The organism is Novosphingobium sp. (genome assembly GCF_031424035.1).
In the GTDB taxonomy this organism is placed as follows: domain Bacteria; phylum Pseudomonadota; class Alphaproteobacteria; order Sphingomonadales; family Sphingomonadaceae; genus Novosphingobium.
Genome location: NZ_JANPGP010000045.1, coordinates 1 through 17,318, shown reverse-complemented (window position 1 = coordinate 17,318; position 17,318 = coordinate 1). Strand labels below are relative to the sequence as shown.

Here is a 17,318-nt window from a genome sequence, read left to right as displayed (position 1 = left end):
ATTACATATTCGGATAGTTCGGACCGCCGCCGCCCTCAGGCGCGACCCAGGTGATGTTGCCGTTGGGATCCTTGATGTCGCAGGTCTTGCAGTGGACGCAGTTCTGCGCGTTGATCTGGTACTTCGGCTTGCCAGCTTCATCGACCAGCCATTCGTAGACCCCCGCCGGGCAATAGCGGGTAGAAGGCCCGGCATAGACGCCCAGTTCGCTGGTTTTCTGCAGTTCCAGATCGGCCACCTTGAGGTGGCAGGGTTGCTCTTCCTCGTGGTTGGTGAACGAGAAGCTGACGCTGGTCAGGCGGTCGAAGGTGATGACGCCGTCGGGCTTGGGGTAAGCAATCGGCTTGTAGAGATCGGCGCGCTGCAGGGTCGAAGCATCGGTGTGATGCTTCATCGGCTTCACCAGCGGCATCTTGAGATAGCGCAGCCACATTTCGATGCCGGCGAGCACGGTGCCGAGCAGGTCTCCGCCGAACTTGGCGAGGATCGGTTCGGAATTCTGGACCAGTTCCAGCTCCTTGGCGATCCAGCTGGAACGCACCGCGGCCTCGTATTCGTCCAGTGCATCCTGCTCACGGCCAGCGGCCACGGCGGCGGCGATAGCTTCTGCCGCCAGCATCCCGCTCTTCATCGCGGTGTGGCTGCCCTTGATGCGCGGCACATTGACGAAACCGGCCGAGCAACCCGCCAGCACGCCGCCCGGGAAGGCGAGATGCGGCACGGCCTGCCACCCCCCCTCGTTGATCGCGCGGGCACCATAGGAAACGCGCTTGCCGCCTTCCAAAATCGCGCGGATTTCCGGGTGCTGCTTCCAGCGCTGGAACTCCTCGAACGGATAGACATAGGGGTTGGCGTAATCGAGCGTTACAACGAAGCCGAGCGCCACCTGGTTGTTCGCCTGATGGTACAGGAAGCCGCCGCCACCCGATCCGCTTTCCGAAAGCGGCCAGCCCTGTGTGTGCAGAACGCGGCCCGGAACGTGCTTGTCAGGGCTGATGTCCCAAAGTTCCTTGATGCCGATGCCGTACTTCTGCGGCTGGCAATCGCGCTCCAGTTCATACTTTTCTTTCAGGCGCTTGGTCAGGTGACCTCGCGCGCCTTCGCAAAAGATGGTATACTTGGCGAGCAGGTTCATACCCGCCATGAAATCGCCCTTGGGCTCGCCTTCGCGGTCAACGCCCATGTCGCCGGTCTGGACGCCGATAACCGCGCCCTTGTCGTCGTAAAGGATCTCCGCCGCCGGGAAGCCGGGGAACACTTCGACGCCCAGTTCCTCGGCCTTGCCTGCCAGCCAGCGGCACAGGTTGCCAAGGCTGCCGGTGTAATTGCCGTGGTTCGACATGTAGGGAGGCATGACGATGTGGGGGATCGGCATCTTGCCGGTCTTGGTCAGGGTCCAGTGCCAGTTGTCGGTCACCGGAGTTTCCGCCATCGGGCACCCATCATCGCGCCAGTCCGGCAGCAATTCATCAAGCGCCTTGGGATCGACGACCGCACCCGAAAGGATGTGCGCGCCAACTTCGCTGCCTTTTTCCAGGATGCAGACGGTAATGTCGGCGTTGACCTGTTTGAGGCGGATTGCCGCAGCCAGGCCGGCCGGCCCACCGCCAACAATCACCACGTCATAGGGCATCGATTCGCGTTCGATCATCGTCTTTTCCCGTATTCGTCCCGCAATCCGCGCGGCTCACGGCCTTGCGCCTTGATTGCTGCGCGCAGGCAGGTCAAGGGTCAAGGCGATGGTGGTGGGATCTCAACAGGCGCTCGCGGGCAATATCGCGGCTGCAATGGCGTGGTGGCGCGATGCCGGCGTCGATTGCGCGTTCGCAGATGAGGCGACCGCGTGGATCACCCTGCCTGATCCGGAACCCGCGCCCGGCGAAGATCGTCCGGCCTTGGTGGCGAAATTTGCCGCTCCGCCGCCCCCGCCCCGCCCGCGTATCGGCGGCGATCCGGCAGGCTGGCCGCAGGACCTCGATGCGTTCCGCCTGTGGTGGATGGAAGAGCCCTCGCTGGATAGCGGGCAAGTTGCGCGCCGGATCGCCCAGCGCGGCATGGTAGGCGCTCCGCTGTTGGTGCTGGTCGAACAGCCCGAGCAAGAGGACGGTGATCAGCTCCTTTCTGGCAAGCAGGGCAAACTACTCGCCGCAATGCTCGCCGCGATGGGGATTGATCGCGACAGTGTTTATCATGCGTCGGTGCTCGTCCGCCACACACCGCTCCCCGATATCCCGGCGCTGGCCGAGGCAGGGCTTGGCGAAGTAACCCGGCACCACGTCCATCTGGCCGCCCCGCAGCGCCTGATTGTCTTCGGCGCGAACATCCTGCCGCTGCTCGGCAACGATCCGGCGCAAAGCGCTCAAAGTTTACGCTCCTTTAACCATGAGGGGCGGACAATTCCCTTGCTCGCGGCGCATGGCCTCGATGCAATGGTGCGCCCGACCGCCAAGGCGGCGTTCTGGCGCAAGTGGCTGGAGTGGGGCCAGTCGGAAGAGATCGGGAAACAATCGGCGTGACACAGTTCAGGACGATACTGCTGGCAGGCGCAGGCACCGCAATGGTGGCGGGTATTTCCGCGCCGGCGCAGGCCAATTCCGCCGCGATCGAATATTTCCGGGGTCGCGCCGATCGCACTGCCGTGCCAAGCCTGCTGAGCGCTGATGAGCGCGCCTATTACACCGACCTGTTCGGCGCGATTGACAAGGCTGACTGGGTGAAGGTCCAGTCCATGCTGGCGCAGAAGCCCGATGGCCCGCTGCACCTGGTCGCCAAGTCCGAATATTTCCTCGACGCGCGCAGCCCGAAGATTGATCTGGCCGCGCTGGACGGCTGGCTGGCGCAAGGCACGCAGCTTCCCTCGGCCGAACAGATCGCCTCGCTTGCCGCCAAGCGCGGATCGCTGACGGTCCCTTCTCTGCCTGAGAGCCAGCGCTTCATCAGCCTGCAATCCAGCCCCAAGCGCCTGCGTCCGCGTGACACGAATGACGGGACGATGCCGGCATCGATATCCGCCGCGATCACCGCCAAGATCAAGGCCGACGACCCAGCCGCCGCGCGTCTGTTGCTCGACGGTATCGATGCGACGCTCAGCCCCAATGCCCGCGCGGAATGGCGCACCAAGATTGCCTGGTCGTTCTATATCGAGAATCAGGACGGCAACGCCTTCGCCCTTGCTCGCACCGCCGCCGATGGTGCCGGTCCGTGGGTGGCGGAAGGCCACTGGACCACCGGCCTTGCCGCTTGGCGCCTGGGCGACTGCCAGAGCGCGGTCGATGCCTTCACCAAGGCGGCTGACCTTGCCGAGAACAGCGAACTGAAAAGCGCCGCCTATTACTGGCAGAGCCGCGCCCATGTGCGCTGCCGCCAGCCTGAAAAGGCCAGCACGCCGCTGCGCATGGCCGCCGCGCGTGACGAGACTCTGTACGGAATGCTTGCCGCCGAATCGCTCGGCCTGAAGATCCCAGAAACCCATGCAGGCGCTGATTTCAGCCAGGCCGACTGGCAGAAACTGCGCGAAGTGCCCAACGTGCGCGCCGCCGTGGCGCTCGCCGAGATTGGCCGCGACGGGCTTGCCGACGAAGTCCTGCGCCACCAGGCGCGCATCGGTGAGCCTTCGCAGTATCAGCCGCTGACCCGCCTTGCGCGCGATCTTGGCCTGCCTTCCACCCAGCTGTGGATGGCGTTCAACGCACCGAACGGCGGCCAGCCTGAACGCGCAATCCGCTATCCGACGCCGAAGTGGACGCCCTCCACCGGCTGGCGCGTCGATCCCGCGCTGGTCTATGCCCACGCATTGCAGGAATCGGTGTTCCGCACCCGCGCCGTCAGCCCGGCGGGCGCCAAGGGCCTGATGCAGATCATGCCGGCGGCCGCAAAGGATCGCGGGCCAGAGCTTGGTATTGCGGGCTCGGCAGCGGACCTCGCCAAGCCGGAAGTCAACCTCGCCTTTGGGCAAGCGCATTTGCAGGCGCTCAAGAACGCGCCCGGCACGCAGGGCCTGCTGCCCAAGGTCATGGCTGCCTATAACGCCGGACCGCTACCAATCTCGCGCTGGAACAGCGAAATCCGCGATGGCGGCGATCCGCTGCTGTGGGTCGAATCGATCCCCTATTGGGAGACGCGCGGCTACGTGAACATCGTGATGCGCAATTACTGGATGTATGAGCGGCAGGCCGGCGGCCCTTCGGAGAGCCGCATGGCCCTGGCACAGGGGCTGTGGCCCACCTTCCCCGGTCTGACGGGCAGCGAAGGCATGCGCATGGCCGCCAACGGAACGCTCATTCGTGGCCGTTGACCCGTCGCGGCTGTTCAAGCCGATCAACATCGCCCTTCTCACCGTTTCGGACACGCGTACGCCCGAAACCGACACTTCCGGCGACATCCTTGCCGACAAGATCAAGTCCGCAGGGCACAACCTGGTGTTTCGCGCGATCGAGATCGACGATGCAGCGCGTGTCGTCAGCAGGCTCAATAACTGGCTGGATGACCGCGCGGTCGATTGCATCGTCACCACCGGCGGCACCGGCCTGACAGGGCGCGACGTGACGCCCGAGGCGCTCGAACGCGTCAAGGCATCGAGCGAAGGCAAGGACATTCCCGGCTTCGGCGAGCTGTTCCGCTGGATCAGCTATGGTACCATCGGCACCTCGACCATCCAGAGCCGCGCGATGGCTATCGTCGCGCGCGGCAAGTACATCTTCGCCCTGCCCGGTTCGAACGGCGCGGTGAAGGACGGCTGGGACGGCATCCTTGCCGAACAGCTCGACAGCCGGAACCGGCCCTGCAATTTCGTCGAACTGATGCCGAGGTTGAAGGAAGTCTAGGTTCGCAGCGAGCCCACGCGGCTTGCCAATTCGTTCCGTTTATGTTCTGATGCAGCGATGTCCCGCTTCGACATCACCCATGGCCGCGGTGCACAGTCAGCGCAGGTGCCGCAGCGCTTCGGCCTTGCCATGCGCGAGGCGGATGGTGACTGGCTTGATGCGCGAGTGGCAGTCGATGACGGTGCGCCGAAGCTGCGGACCACGGTGACCGAGGAAGCGGCGCGGTCAATCATCAGCCGCAATACTTCACCCGACATTCCCTTTGATCGCTCGATCAACGCTTATCGCGGCTGCGAGCATGGCTGCATCTATTGCTTTGCGCGGCCGACCCATGCCTATCATGACTTGTCGCCTGGGCTCGATTTCGAGACGAAGCTGTTCGCCAAGCCCAATGCGGCAGAGCTGCTGCGCGCGGAACTGGGGCGCAAGTCCTACCGCCCTGCCCCGATTGCCATGGGCACCAATACCGATCCCTACCAGCCGATCGAAGCGCGTTACGGCATCACCCGCCAGATTCTCGAAGTCTGCCTTGAAGCGCGCCATCCGGTGACGATCACTACCAAGAGCGACCGGGTGCTGCGCGACATCGACCTGCTGGGCGAGCTGGCAAAACTGAACCTTGTCGCGGTCGGCGTTTCGGTGACCAGCCTCGATCCGCGCCTTTCCACCCTGCTCGAACCCCGCGCATCAGCGCCGGGCAAGCGGCTGGCGGCGCTGGGCAAGCTGGTCGCAGCAGGCGTCCCGGCGCATGTTTCCATCGCGCCGGTCATCCCGTCGATCACTGACGAATTCATCGAGGGCATAATTGAGAGCGCGGCGGCCCTTGGTGTCACATCGGCCAGCTGGATCATGCTGCGCCTGCCGCACGAAGTGGCGCCGCTGTTCCGCGAATGGCTGGCGGCGCACTATCCGGACCGGGCGGGCAAGGTGATGGCCATTGTCCAGTCGGTGCGAAGCGGTAAGGATAACGACGCCAACTTCTTCAGCCGGATGAAGCCGCAAGGAGTCTGGGCCGACCTGTTCCGCACCCGCTTCCGGCTGGCCACCCGGCGTATGGGAATGAACGAAGCCCGGCTGGAGCTGGACAGCACGCAGTTTCGGCGGCCTGCGGTGGGTGGCCAGATGCAGCTATTCTAGGCCGGGCGGTAGCGCACCAGCCGGCTGTCCTGCACCGCCGCCGTCCGGTGATCGACAACCTCGGCCTTGTATTCCGGGTCGGTCACGAGCGCGAGGAAGGCACCGGCGGTGGGGAAGCCCATGACGAAGACCTTGTCCCATTCGAACTGCGCCGGACCGGTGATCACGCTCTCGAACGTGCCTTGCCATGCGATGCCCCCGCCGAGCCGCTCGATGAACGGGAGCAGGCGGGTGAAATATTCCTCGAACGCCCGCTCGCCGCTCCAGCCCAGACCAGCGCAGGGGTGGCCTTCGGAGTAGAGGGCGGCCCCCCGAAAGCGGATCATGTTGAGCAAGTGCACCGGTTCATCGCGCGCAAGCGACTTGAACAGGTCGAAGTTCTCGCGGTTGGGATTGACGTAGTCCATCGCCCGCTCAGGCTACGAGCCGCAGGTGCGCCGCGCCGCGCCGGGCGCTCAGCACGGGATTGCGCAGGCCGTCGATCATGGTCAGTCGGTCGACCAATTCGGAATCGAGCTGGAAATCGCCGCCCAGCCGCATTGTCGGATCTTTCGCCCCGCCTGTGCGCAGAACGGCGATCACTTCACCGTTAGCCTCGGCGGAGCGCGGCAGCAGCAACGCCAATTCGCTGATCGCCTCGATCCGGTCAATTTCCAGCCGCAGTTCCATCCGCGCCGCCTGCTTCGCTTCCGCCAGCGGCTGGGCGCTGCGCACGGTGATGCGCGGCGGCTCGTCCGGGCTGGGCGCATCGAGTTCGACCTGCAGCAGGATACAGGTGCCGTCGCGCGCCCATTCGAGGAAGCTCGGGACCAGAGATTCCTCGAAGCACGAGGCCGAGAACTGGCCTGATGAATCCGAGAAATCGGCCATGCAGAAGTCCTTGCCGCGCTTGGTCTTGCGCCGCTGCACGCCTTCGATCATCGCCGCCATCGTTGCGGGCAGTCGGCCGCCGCCCGGTACGCCGCTCTGCATCAGGCTGGCATAGGTCCGCGCTCCATTGGAATTGGCGATAGCGCGCCATTGTTCGACCGGGTGGGCGGCGAAGTAGAAGCCGAAATTCTCGCGCTCCTTGGCCATCTGTTCGGCCCGGCTCCACGGCGGCACGTCGGCAAGTCGCAGCGCCGGCGCGGCGTGATCATCCCCGCCGAATAGCGCCGCCTGCCCCGAATTGCGGCTGCGCTCGGCCTCGTCCGCCACGGCGAGCAGCATGTCGGCATTGGCCATGACCCGCGCGCGGTTGCTATCCAGCGCGTCGAACGCCCCCGAGGCAGCGAGCCCTTCCAGCTGGCGGCGATTCATCGAGCCGTAAGGCGCGCGCTTGAACAGATCCTCAAGGCTGGTGAAGGCTCCGTTCGCCTCCCGCTCGGCAACAATGGCGTCCATCGCCTTTTCGCCGACGTTGCGGATGCCGGCCATGCCATAGCGAACGGCAAGCCCCTCATCGGTCTGGTCGACCGAGAATTCGGCCTCTGAATGGTTGATGTCCGGCCCGGCGAGCGTCAGCCCCGCGCGGCGCATGTCATCGACATAGACCGCCAGCTTTTCCGATTGGTGCATGTCAAAGCACATCGATGCGGCATAGAATTCGTGCGGGTAATGCGTCTTCACCCAGGCGGTCTGATAGGCAAGCAGTGCATAGGCCGCGGCATGCGACTTGTTGAAGCCATAGCCGGCGAACTTGTCGATCAAGTCGAACAGTTCGTTCGCCTTGGTCTTGTCGATGCCCGACAGTTCCTTGCAACCATCGACAAAGCGCTGGCGCTGGGCGTCCATTTCCGCCTGAACCTTCTTGCCCATGGCGCGGCGCAGCAGGTCAGCGTCGCCAAGCGAATAGCCGGCAAGGATCTGCGCGGCCTGCATGACCTGTTCCTGATAGACGAAGATGCCGTAGGTTTCCGCGAGGATGCCTTCGAGCTTTTCGTGCGGATATTCGATCGCTTCCAGCCCGTTCTTGCGGCGGCCGAACAGCGGTATGTTGTCCATCGGCCCCGGGCGATAGAGCGAGACGAGCGCGATGATGTCGCCGAAATTGGTCGGCTTAACCGCCGCCAGCGTGCGGCGCATGCCTTCCGATTCAAGCTGGAACACGCCGACCGTGTCACCGCGCTGGAGCAGTTGGTAAACCTCGGCATCGTCCCATGACAGCAGGCCGAGATCGATCTCGATCCCGCGCCGCCGCATCAGCTGGATCGCTTTCTGCAGCACTGACAGCGTCTTCAGGCCAAGAAAATCGAACTTGATCAGGCCGGTGTCCTCGACATATTTCATGTCGAACTGGGTCACCGGCATGTCGCCGCGTGGATCGCGGTAGAGCGGCACCAGCTGGGCCAGCGGGCGGTCGCCGATCACCACACCGGCGGCATGGGTGGACGAGTTGCGCGGCAGGCCTTCGAGCTGCATGGCCAGATCGACGAGGCGCTTCACTTCCTCGTCATTTTCGTATTCGCGGCGGAATTCGGCGGCGCCGTTGAGCGCGCGCGGCAGGGTCCACGGGTCGGTCGGATGGTTGGGCACCATCTTGCACAGCCGGTCAACCTGACCATAGCTCATCTGCAGGATGCGCCCGGTATCACGCAGCACCGCGCGGGCTTTCATCTTGCCGAAGGTGATGATCTGGGCGACGTGATCGTGGCCGTACTTCTGCTGGACATAGCGGATCACTTCGCCACGCCGCGTTTCGCAAAAGTCGATATCGAAGTCCGGCATCGACACGCGTTCGGGATTGAGGAAGCGTTCGAACAGCAGGCCCAGTTTCAGTGGATCAAGGTCAGTGATGGTCAGCGCCCACGCGACCACCGAGCCGGCACCCGAACCACGCCCCGGGCCCACTGGAATGTCATTGTCCTTGGCCCATTTGATGAAGTCGGCAACGATCAGGAAGTAGCCGGCGAAACCCATGCCGTTGATGACATTCGTTTCGAAATCGAGCCGGTCGAAATAGGTCTGGCGATCGGCCGGATCCATCTCTCCATAGGGTTCAAGCCGCTTTTCGAGGCCCTTTCGCGCATCGGCGATCAGCATCGCCGCTTCGCCTTCCTTGTCACCGGCAAGGCTGGGCAGCAGCGGCTTGCGCTTGGGCGGCATGAAGGCGCAGCGTTTCGCGACGACGAGGGTGTTGGCCAGCGCTTCGGGCAAGTCGGCAAAGAGCTCGCGCATCATCGGCTCGCTCTTCACCCAGGCATCCTTGCTGGTGCGCGGGCGTTCGGCGGCGTCGATGTGGGTGGAGCTGGCGATGCACAGCAGTGCGTCGTGCGCAGCGGAGAAATTGGGCTCGGCGTAGTTGGCGGGATTGGTCGCGACGAGTGGCAGGTTCCGCGCATAGGCGAGATCGATCAGCGCCTCTTCGGACGCTTCCTCGATGGGATCGTTGCGGCGGGCGATTTCGATATAGAGCCGCCCCGGAAACAGCGCCTCCAGCCGTTCACACAGGTGGTCGGCCTCATCCTTGTGACCTTCTGCCAGCAGCCGGGCGAGTGCGCCCTCGCCAGCGCCGGACAGCGCGATCAGGCCGTTAGTGCGGCCGTCCAGATCGGCCATCAAGACGTGCGGATCACGTTCCAGAGGGCGATCGAGATGCGCTCGGCTGACAAGGTAGCACAGGTTGTTCCAGCCGTCCTCGTTCTGGGCGAGCAGCGCCAGCCAGTCGATAATCTTGCCATCCCCCCGGCACACGCCAAGGAACGCGCCGATCAGCGGCTGGATGCCGATATCCTTGCAGGCCGAAGCAAACTGCATCGCGCCGTAAAGCCCGTTGCGATCGCACATGGCGATGGCGGGAAAGCCGCGTTCCTTCGCCAGCTTGGCAATCGCCTTCGGATCGATCGCGCCGTCCAGCATGGTATAGCTGGAGAACACGCGCAGCGGGACGAAAGGAACGTAGGCCATTGGCGCACTATGGTCGGCAGGGCTGCAGGTTCAAGGTCAGATGTGCTGGCGTTGGGGAAAACGTTGAAGGTCGGGGTTATACCCACGCCGCCCGCCTGCCCCAAACCTCGTCATCCCCGCGAAGGCGGGGAACCATCGGCGCCAGTCTAACGCGCAAAGTACGCCTGCAAGCGCAAGGGCAGATGGATCCCCGCCTTCGCGGGGATGACGGGTAGAGTTGGGTGTGTGGATGATTGAGCAGAGCTAGAGAAGCGCCTCAATATCCGCTGCAATGCTCTTCGGCTTGTCCGTCGGACCATATCGCCGCACGACCTTGCCGTCGCGGCCGATGAGGAATTTGGTGAAGTTCCACTTGATCTTCTTGGTTCCAAACAGGCCCGGAGCCTCCTGCTTCAGCCAATGGTACAGCGGCGTCTCGCCATCGCCATTGACCTCAACCTTGCCCATCAGCGGGAAGCTGAGGCCGAAGTTGACCTTGCAGAACTGGTCGATCTCTTCCGCAGTGCCCGGTTCCTGCCCGCCAAACTGGTTGCAGGGAAAGGCGACGACTTCAAACCCGCGCTCCCCGTACTGCTTCCACAGCGCCTCCAGCCCGTCATACTGCGGGGTAAATCCGCATTTGCTGGCGGTGTTGACCACGAGCAGGACCTTGCCCAGCTTATCGGCCAGGCTGACTTCCTGACCATTCGGCAGGCGGGCGGAGAAATCGGCAATCGTCGTCATTCCAGCACCCCGTCATGCAGGCGGACCACGCGGTCCATCGCGTAGGCCATCCGTTCGTTGTGAGTCGCCACCACGGCGGCGCTGCCGTTATCGCGCACCAGCTTGATGAATTCGGCGAGCACCTTGTCCGCCGTGCCTTCATCAAGGTTGCCTGTCGGCTCATCCGCCAGCACCAGCGCCGGCTTGTTCGCCAGCGCCCGCGCCACGGCGACGCGTTGCTGCTCGCCGCCGGAAAGCTTGTTGGGCCGATGCTCCAGCCGCTCACCCAGCCCCAGAAGTCCGAGCAGTTCGCGAGCCCGCACATCGCAATCGGCGCGCGGGGTTCCGGCGATCATCTGCGGGATGATGACGTTTTCCAGCGCCGAGAAATCAGCCAGCAGGTGGTGGAACTGATAGACGAAGCCGATGTGATCACGCCGCACCGTCGTGCGTTCATCGCCATTAAGGGCGGAGGCATCTTGCCCGGCGATCAGAATGCGACCGCCAAATCCGCCTTCAAGCAGACCAATCGCCTGCAGCATGGTCGACTTGCCCGATCCGGAAGGCCCGAGCAGCGCCACGATCTCACCCGGATGCACCTCAAGGTCCACGCCTTTAAGCACGTCGATGCGGACATCACCTTGTTCAAAACTGCGGGTCAGCTTGTCCAGTTTGACGACGGGGTCACTCATAACGCAGCACCTGCACAGGATCGGTGCTCGCCGCGCGGTAGGCGGGGTAGAGCGTGGCGAGGAAACTCAGCCCGATGGCGAGCCCGGTGATGGCCATAACCTCGATCGGATCGGTCCGCGCCGGCAGTTCGGTGAGAAAGCGGATCTTCGGGTCCCACAGCGACTGGCCGGTGAGCAGTTCGATGCCGGTCACGATGGGTTGGCGGAAAATCAGGATGATGAAGCCCAGCGCCAGACCGGCCAACGTTCCCGCCGTGCCGACCACTGTGCCGGCGGTAACAAACGTCCGCAACATCGATTTGCGCGTCGCGCCCATGGTCCGCATGATGGCGATGTCGCGCGACTTGGTGTGGACCATCATCGCCAGCGAGGAGAGGATGTTGAACGCCGCGACCAGCACGATCAGTGACAGCGCGAAGAACATGGCAACGCGTTCAACCTGCAATGCCTCGAACAGGCCCGAATTGATCGTCTTCCAGTCAGAAACCACCGCCTGCCCTTCCAGCTTTGCGGCAATCGGCGCGAGCGTTTCTGCAGCGGTATCAGCGTCGTCGGTCTTCACCTCGATCATGCCGATGGAATCACCGGTGAGCAGCAGCGTCTGCGCGTCCGCCATCGGCATGACGACAAAGCGTTCGTCGTAGTCGTAAATGCCGATCTCGAAAATCGCGTCGACCCGGTAAGCGATTTCGCGCGGCACCGTGCCGAACGGGGTCGAGCGGCCCTGCGGATTGATGATGGTGATGGTATCGCCGACACGGGCGCCAAGGTTTTCCGCCAGCCGCGATCCAATCGCGACAGCACCGGATTCAGGCACTAGGCCGGACAAGTCGCCATCGACGACCTTCGGCTTGATCTTGGCAATGTCTTCAGGCGTGTTACCGCGCAACAGGATCGCTTCGACCCGGCCGTTGAACGTGGTCAGCAGCGGCTGTTCGATCAGCGGAGCGGCCTCGGTCACGCCGTCGGTGGCCTTGATCTGCTTGAGGATGTCCTGCCAGTTTTCCAGCCGCCCGCCATAGGCCTGGACGATGGCGTGCCCGTTGAGCCCGACGATCTTGTCGACCAGTTCGGCGCGAAAGCCGTTCATCACGCTCATCACCACGATCAGCAGCGCGACCGAGAGCATTACGACGATGACGCCGATCGAGGCGACCAGCGCGATCATCCGCTCGCCCTTGCCGGGTAGCATGTATCGCTTGGCGATCATCCATTCGAAGGGGGAAAGCAGCAAGAGGTCCAACTTCCTTTTCGCTGGCGGGCAGATTTTCGCAGCGCAACCGGCATTTAGGGCGCTCCCCCGCACAGGGCAATGGTGAAGCGTAAAGCCGTGCTTGCCTTTCCCGGGCAAGCGGGCCAAAGCGCGGGCCAGGCAAGGTCCGGTGCGAATCCCAATGAACCTAACTCATCCATTTTTCGACGCAGATGGCGACAAACTGCGCGAGGAATGCGGCATTTTCGGCGTTATTGGCGCCAAGGACGCAGCGTCCATCACGGCGCTGGGGCTCCACGCCCTGCAGCACCGCGGGCAGGAAGCCTGCGGTATTGTCAGCGTTGACGGTGCCGATTTCTATGCCCGCCGCGGTATCGGCCACGTGGCGCAGGTGTTCTCCGGCCCGCCGATCTTCGCCGAACTTCCCGGCACCATGGCATCGGGCCACGTGCGTTATTCCACCACCGGCGGACAAGGCCTGCGCAACGTGCAGCCGCTCCACGCCGATCTGGCGCGCGGGGCCTTTTCCATCGCGCACAATGGCAACATTTCCAACGCGATGGCGCTCAAGCGCGAGCTGGTGAACAAGGGTTCGATCTTCCAGTCGACCTCTGACACCGAGGTCATCATTCACCTCATCGCCACCAGCCGCTATCCCACCCTGCTCGACAAGTTTGTCGATGCCCTGCGAATGGTCGAAGGCGCCTATTCGCTAATCTGCACCACGCCCAAGCGTATGGTTGCCTGCCGCGATCCGCTGGGCATCCGCCCGCTGGTCATGGGCAAGATGGGCGATGCGACGATCTTCGCCAGCGAAACCGTGGCGCTTGATGTTGTCGGTGCCGATTTCGTCCGCGAAGTCGAACCCGGTGAAATCGTCGAAGTCCGCATCGATGGCCGGGTCACCAGCCATCGCCCGTTCGGCAATCATGCAGCGCGCCCCTGCATTTTCGAGCACGTCTATTTCAGCCGTCCGGATTCAGTAACGGGTGACCGTTCGATCTACGAAGTGCGCAAGCAGATCGGCGTCGAACTGGCCAAGGAAACCCCGGTCGAAGCAGATCTGGTAATCCCCGTGCCGGACAGCGGCGTGCCGGCCGCAATTGGCTATGCCCAGCAATCGGGCATTCCTTTTGAACTTGGCATCATCCGGTCGCACTATGTCGGGCGCACTTTCATTCAGCCTGAAGACGGCGCGCGCCATGCCGATGTAAAGCGCAAGCACAATGCCAATCGCGCGCTCGTTGCGGGCAAGCGCATCGTGCTGATCGACGATTCAATCGTGCGCGGCACCACCAGCCTGAAGATCGTTCAGATGATGCGCGATGCCGGCGCGGCCGAAGTCCACATGCGCGTCGCCAGCCCGCCAACCAACAATTCATGCTTCTACGGCGTTGATACGCCCGAACGCAGCAAGCTGCTCGCTGCGCGCATGGACATTCAGGGCATGGCGGAATTCATCCATGCCGATAGCCTCGCCTTCGTTTCAATTGATGGGCTCTATCGCGCAGTTGGCGAAGCCAAGCGCGATGCGGCAAAGCCTAGCTATTGCGATGCCTGCTTCACCGGCGATTATCCCACACGACTTACCGATCTGATTGAAAAGGAATCGCCCGACCAGCTTTCACTGGCGGTTGACGAACTGACATGAGCGATCTGCCATTTGCTGGCCAGCTTGCCCTCGTCACGGGATCGAGCCGGGGCATCGGTGCGGCCACTGCCGAAGCATTGGCCGCTGCCGGGGCGCACGTAATCCTCACCGGACGCGATACCAAGGCGCTTGAAGCGGTCGAGGAGCGCATTTTTGCCGCCGGCGGCCACGCCACCATCGCCCCTGTCGACCTTGCCGAACCTGACGGGATCGTCCGCCTTGCTGTCGCGCTGCAGGGCCGCTGGAAAGCGCTCGATATTCTCGTGCTCAACGCTGCCGTCCTGCCGCAGCTCATGGGTGTAACGCAGATCGAATCAGCCGGGTTCAACAAAGCGTTAACAACCAACGTCCTGGCCCAGCAGGCCCTGCTTGCCGCCTTCGATCCGATGTTGAAGGCCAGCAAGGATGCGCGGGTGATCGCGGTCACTTCCAGCGTGGCAACCAAGCCCCGCGCCTTCTGGGGCGCCTATGCCGCAAGCAAGGCCGCGTTCGAAACCCTGCTGCTTTGCTACGCCGAAGAAGTAAAGAATATCAGCAAGATACGGGTCGCCATTGTCGATCCGGGCGCGACCCGCACGGCGATGCGCGCCAAGGCCTATCCGGGCGAAGACCCGCAGACGGTCAAACTTCCCTCGGAAGTTGCTGAACAGGTTGTTGCGCTGCTTGGTAAACAATTTGCCACCGGCAGCCGCCAATCCGTTAACACTGCTTCATAAACTCCCCGCAACCGCAATCTGGGATAATGCTTGCAGCGGACGCAAAGGGTCGCGTGCGCTTGTTGTCCGGTTTCCCGCTTTCGGGAGGTCGGCCTGCCAACACCGGAGCACGGCAATGAGCACAGACTATCTCGCCCCAGATCGCTATCACATCGCGGCACAGGAAGATCGCTGCGCCCCGCGGACGCGCATCCAGATTCCCGGCAGCTTCCGCGCATCAGGCATGCGCAGCTTCACCACAGTCGTGCATGACTTGTCACTGGGCGGCTTCTGCTGCTCGGCGATCAACCGCCTGCACCCCGGATCGGTGTGCTGGCTGACCCTGCCCGGACTTGAAGCCCTGCCTGCTCAGGTGGTGTGGTGGGACAACAGCCTGGCCGGCTGCGCCTTTGAAAACCTGCTCAGCCCGATCGTCCACGACAATATCCTCGCCCGCTGGCGCGGCGATTCGGTTTACCGTCCCATCCTGTAGGCGTCCAAAGCCCGGTTGCGGGCGAAGGCGTGGTCCACGATCCGATCTGGATAACCAGAGGGTCGCACCGTGGGATCGTGGATCACGTCATCCCGGAGCTTTGCCAGTTCCGGCACCCATTCGCGGATGTAGCCGGCGGCATCGAACTTCGGGCTCTGCGTCAGCGGCGCCATGATCCGCACAAACATGTTGGCATCGACCCCACTTCCGGCTGACCACTGCCAGTTCACCGAGTTCTGTGCATAGTCGGCATCGACCAGCGTATCCCAGAACCACTCCTCGCCGCGCTTCCAGTCGATCAACAGATGCTTGATCAAGAAGCTGGCGGCGATCATCCGCACCCGGTTGTGCATCCAGCCCGTAGCCCAAAGCTGGCGCATGCCGGCATCGACGATGGGATAGCCGGTGCGGCCCTGCTGCCATGCCTTGAGATCAGCCTCTGCTTCCGGGCCGCTCCGCCAAGGGAAGCTGTCAAACTCCGCCTTGTACGATTTCGCGCCGTAATCGGGGAATTGCTGAATCACATTGGTCGCATAGTCGCGCCAGCCGATCTCGCCAAGGAAGGTGCTGGTGCTGCCTTCATGTTGGGCGACGGCATGCCAGATCGTGGCGGGCGATATTTCCCCGAAATGCAGGTGCGGTGACAGGCGTGATGTACCCTCGACCGAAGGCAGGTTGCGCTGGTCGGCGTAGCGGGAGACCTGATCGGTGAATTCCACCAGTCGCTCGGCCGCGCCGGCCTCGCCGGGAGTCCATTCTTCGCAGAAGCCCTCAGCCCAGTCGGGTTTGGTCGGCAGCAGGCCCCAATCGGCAAGATCGTCCGATTTCGGCCAGCTTTCCGGAGCCGGCAGCTTGCCCGGCGCAGGAAGTGGCTCGGGCGGCGGCAAGGTTTCGCTCAGCGCCCGCCAGAACGGCGTGAAAATCTTGTAGGGCGTCCCGCCGCCGGTCAGCACCGAACCCGGCGGGGCAAGGTAATTACCGTGATGCAGATGCAGGTCGATCACCTTCGCCACCGCCCGCTCGGCATTGCGCCACCACGGTTCGTAGTGGTGCAGGCCGTGGACTTCGCGCGCGCCGGTCTCACCCGCCAGTTCCGCCAGCACATCCGCACTCACCCCGCGCCGCAGGACGAGCCGCGAGCCCAGCTTGCGCAGGTCCGCATCAAGGCTGGCGAGCGAGTGGAGCAGCCACCAGCGCGAAGCCCCGCCCATCGCGCGATGCTTGGGCGTTTCGTCGTCCAGCATATAGACCGGGATGACCGGCGCGCCGCTCTCCGCCGCAACATGAAACGCGGCCTGATCGGCAAGCCGCAAGTCGCGGCGCAGCCAAACGATTACCGGCGCGGTCATGGCTTGGGCTTTCGCAAGGTCACCGTGAACTGGCCAGAAGCGGGCGAGCCAAGGAAGCGCTGGTCGCGCAGGATGATGTGATCTTCGTGGAGTTCCGCGACAGGCATCCGGCTCCAGAACAGGAACGCTTTGGCGGCGGGATCATTCTTCGACCATTCGGCGATGCGGGGGTCGGACATCCCTATATCGAAATTGGCAATAGGCGAGGAACTGCGCGGCGTGTTGTCGGAGAAGTGAACCATATCTTGCTTCGGCGGCGGCAAATGGATGTAGACTTTGTCTCGGTCCAAAGTCAGCGCACTGAAGACACCGTACTCACCGCGTCCATACCTCTCGCTGCTCCGCCACAGTATCTCCCTGCGCCAAAATGCAACGGGCTTCGCATTCGCTACGATTACTTTTGGCACGATGGTGGGATCGGATTTGGACAAGATTTCCTGAGCGGAATTTGCTGCGGTGATCGAAATCAGAAAGTTCAAGGCGACGTACACGGCGGTAGCACAGAGGGCGACAATTGCGGGTTGGTAAGGATTCCAAGCGTCCACCCGCTCTCGCTTCAGCGAGTACCACAATCCCCCCCCCAGTATCGCCCATATCCACGGATCGATGATGAACAGCGTATCGCCGTAGAACCACTGGCTCGAAAACGGTTCTAGCAAGCGGATGCCGTAATTGTTG

14 protein-coding genes and 1 pseudogene are annotated in these 17,318 nt (G+C 63.2%); 7 read left to right on the top strand and 8 right to left on the bottom strand.

Annotated elements, in window-relative coordinates:
* Position 1 precedes the first annotated feature (1 nt).
* Positions 2-1,651 carry an electron transfer flavoprotein-ubiquinone oxidoreductase gene (locus RMO89_RS06250; protein ID WP_310531893.1) on the bottom strand — a complete coding sequence of 550 codons (1,650 nt, stop codon included), beginning with the start codon at positions 1,649-1,651 and terminating at the stop codon, positions 2-4.
* A gap of 88 nt (positions 1,652-1,739) precedes the next feature.
* Between RMO89_RS06250 and RMO89_RS06245 the strand changes: the two genes are divergently transcribed.
* The 4 genes from RMO89_RS06245 to RMO89_RS06230 are packed head-to-tail and all read left to right on the top strand — an operon-like array spanning position 1,740 to position 5,960.
* Complete coding sequence (locus RMO89_RS06245; protein WP_409035519.1) at positions 1,740-2,516, top strand: hypothetical protein; 777 nt, start codon at positions 1,740-1,742, stop codon at positions 2,514-2,516.
* 41 nt (positions 2,517-2,557) lie between these two features.
* Positions 2,558-4,294 carry a lytic transglycosylase domain-containing protein gene (locus tag RMO89_RS06240; protein WP_310532041.1) on the top strand — a complete coding sequence of 579 codons (1,737 nt, stop codon included), beginning with the start codon at positions 2,558-2,560 and terminating at the stop codon, positions 4,292-4,294.
* Entirely contained in the window at positions 4,284-4,823 is a 540-nt protein-coding gene (locus RMO89_RS06235; RefSeq protein WP_310531891.1) for a molybdenum cofactor synthesis domain-containing protein, read from the top strand. Before RMO89_RS06240 ends, RMO89_RS06235 begins: the two co-directional genes overlap by 11 nt.
* A gap of 57 nt (positions 4,824-4,880) precedes the next feature.
* Complete coding sequence (locus tag RMO89_RS06230; protein WP_310531890.1) at positions 4,881-5,960, top strand: PA0069 family radical SAM protein; 1,080 nt, start codon at positions 4,881-4,883, stop codon at positions 5,958-5,960.
* Here RMO89_RS06230 and RMO89_RS06225 read toward each other — a convergent pair.
* From RMO89_RS06225 to RMO89_RS06205, 5 genes are all read right to left on the bottom strand, one after another.
* Complete coding sequence (locus tag RMO89_RS06225; protein ID WP_310531889.1) at positions 5,957-6,367, bottom strand: DUF1330 domain-containing protein; 411 nt, start codon at positions 6,365-6,367, stop codon at positions 5,957-5,959. The two genes, RMO89_RS06230 and RMO89_RS06225, sit on opposite strands and share 4 nt — an antisense overlap.
* Positions 6,368-6,374: 7 nt before the next feature.
* Positions 6,375-9,845 (bottom strand): DNA polymerase III subunit alpha, encoded by a 3,471-nt coding sequence (gene dnaE / locus RMO89_RS06220; RefSeq protein WP_310531888.1) that lies wholly within the window; start codon positions 9,843-9,845, stop codon positions 6,375-6,377.
* Positions 9,846-10,088: 243 nt separating this feature from the next.
* On the bottom strand, positions 10,089-10,568 hold the full coding sequence (locus tag RMO89_RS06215; RefSeq protein WP_310531887.1) for a glutathione peroxidase: 480 nt from the start codon (positions 10,566-10,568) through the stop codon (positions 10,089-10,091).
* Positions 10,565-11,239: an ABC transporter ATP-binding protein gene (locus RMO89_RS06210; RefSeq protein ID WP_310531886.1), complete on the bottom strand. Its 675-nt coding sequence runs from the start codon at positions 11,237-11,239 to the stop codon at positions 10,565-10,567. The genes RMO89_RS06215 and RMO89_RS06210 overlap by 4 nt, the downstream gene beginning before the upstream one ends.
* Positions 11,232-12,473, bottom strand: a complete 1,242-nt coding sequence (locus RMO89_RS06205) for a lipoprotein-releasing ABC transporter permease subunit (protein ID WP_310531884.1) — start codon at positions 12,471-12,473, stop codon at positions 11,232-11,234. The genes RMO89_RS06210 and RMO89_RS06205 overlap by 8 nt, the downstream gene beginning before the upstream one ends.
* A 160-nt stretch (positions 12,474-12,633) precedes the next feature.
* On the opposite strand from RMO89_RS06205, the gene purF reads away from it, so the two are divergent.
* The 3 genes from purF (at position 12,634) to RMO89_RS06190 (ending at position 15,291) form a co-directional block, all read left to right on the top strand.
* On the top strand, positions 12,634-14,103 hold the full coding sequence (gene purF / locus RMO89_RS06200) for an amidophosphoribosyltransferase (RefSeq protein WP_310531883.1): 1,470 nt from the start codon (positions 12,634-12,636) through the stop codon (positions 14,101-14,103).
* Positions 14,100-14,819: an SDR family NAD(P)-dependent oxidoreductase gene (locus RMO89_RS06195; protein ID WP_310531882.1), complete on the top strand. Its 720-nt coding sequence runs from the start codon at positions 14,100-14,102 to the stop codon at positions 14,817-14,819. The genes purF and RMO89_RS06195 overlap by 4 nt, the downstream gene beginning before the upstream one ends.
* A gap of 115 nt (positions 14,820-14,934) precedes the next feature.
* On the top strand, positions 14,935-15,291 hold the full coding sequence (locus RMO89_RS06190) for a PilZ domain-containing protein (RefSeq protein ID WP_310531880.1): 357 nt from the start codon (positions 14,935-14,937) through the stop codon (positions 15,289-15,291).
* Here RMO89_RS06190 and RMO89_RS06185 read toward each other — a convergent pair.
* The gene (locus RMO89_RS06185; RefSeq protein WP_310531879.1) at positions 15,273-16,640 is read right to left on the bottom strand and encodes a deoxyribodipyrimidine photo-lyase; all 1,368 of its coding nucleotides are present in this window, start codon (positions 16,638-16,640) and stop codon (positions 15,273-15,275) included. The two genes, RMO89_RS06190 and RMO89_RS06185, sit on opposite strands and share 19 nt — an antisense overlap.
* Positions 16,637-17,318, bottom strand: a pseudogene (locus tag RMO89_RS06180) (hypothetical protein); the annotation flags it as partial. The gene RMO89_RS06185 and the pseudogene RMO89_RS06180, both read right to left, overlap by 4 nt.

Bases quoted from the DNA above. Each gene is read 5' to 3' on its own strand.
- RMO89_RS06250 (WP_310531893.1), bottom strand. From the start codon at position 1,651: ATGATCGAACGCGAATCGATGCCCTATGACGTGGTGATTGTTGGCGGT.
- RMO89_RS06245 (WP_409035519.1), top strand. From the start codon at position 1,740: ATGGTGGTGGGATCTCAACAGGCGCTCGCGGGCAATATCGCGGCTGCA.
- RMO89_RS06240 (WP_310532041.1), top strand. From the start codon at position 2,558: ATGGTGGCGGGTATTTCCGCGCCGGCGCAGGCCAATTCCGCCGCGATC.
- RMO89_RS06230 (WP_310531890.1), top strand. From the start codon at position 4,881: ATGTCCCGCTTCGACATCACCCATGGCCGCGGTGCACAGTCAGCGCAG.
- RMO89_RS06225 (WP_310531889.1), bottom strand. From the start codon at position 6,367: ATGGACTACGTCAATCCCAACCGCGAGAACTTCGACCTGTTCAAGTCG.
- dnaE (WP_310531888.1), bottom strand. From the start codon at position 9,845: ATGGCCTACGTTCCTTTCGTCCCGCTGCGCGTGTTCTCCAGCTATACC.
- RMO89_RS06215 (WP_310531887.1), bottom strand. From the start codon at position 10,568: ATGACGACGATTGCCGATTTCTCCGCCCGCCTGCCGAATGGTCAGGAA.
- RMO89_RS06210 (WP_310531886.1), bottom strand. From the start codon at position 11,239: ATGAGTGACCCCGTCGTCAAACTGGACAAGCTGACCCGCAGTTTTGAA.
- purF (WP_310531883.1), top strand. From the start codon at position 12,634: ATGAACCTAACTCATCCATTTTTCGACGCAGATGGCGACAAACTGCGC.
- RMO89_RS06195 (WP_310531882.1), top strand. From the start codon at position 14,100: ATGAGCGATCTGCCATTTGCTGGCCAGCTTGCCCTCGTCACGGGATCG.
- RMO89_RS06190 (WP_310531880.1), top strand. From the start codon at position 14,935: ATGAGCACAGACTATCTCGCCCCAGATCGCTATCACATCGCGGCACAG.
- RMO89_RS06185 (WP_310531879.1), bottom strand. From the start codon at position 16,640: ATGACCGCGCCGGTAATCGTTTGGCTGCGCCGCGACTTGCGGCTTGCC.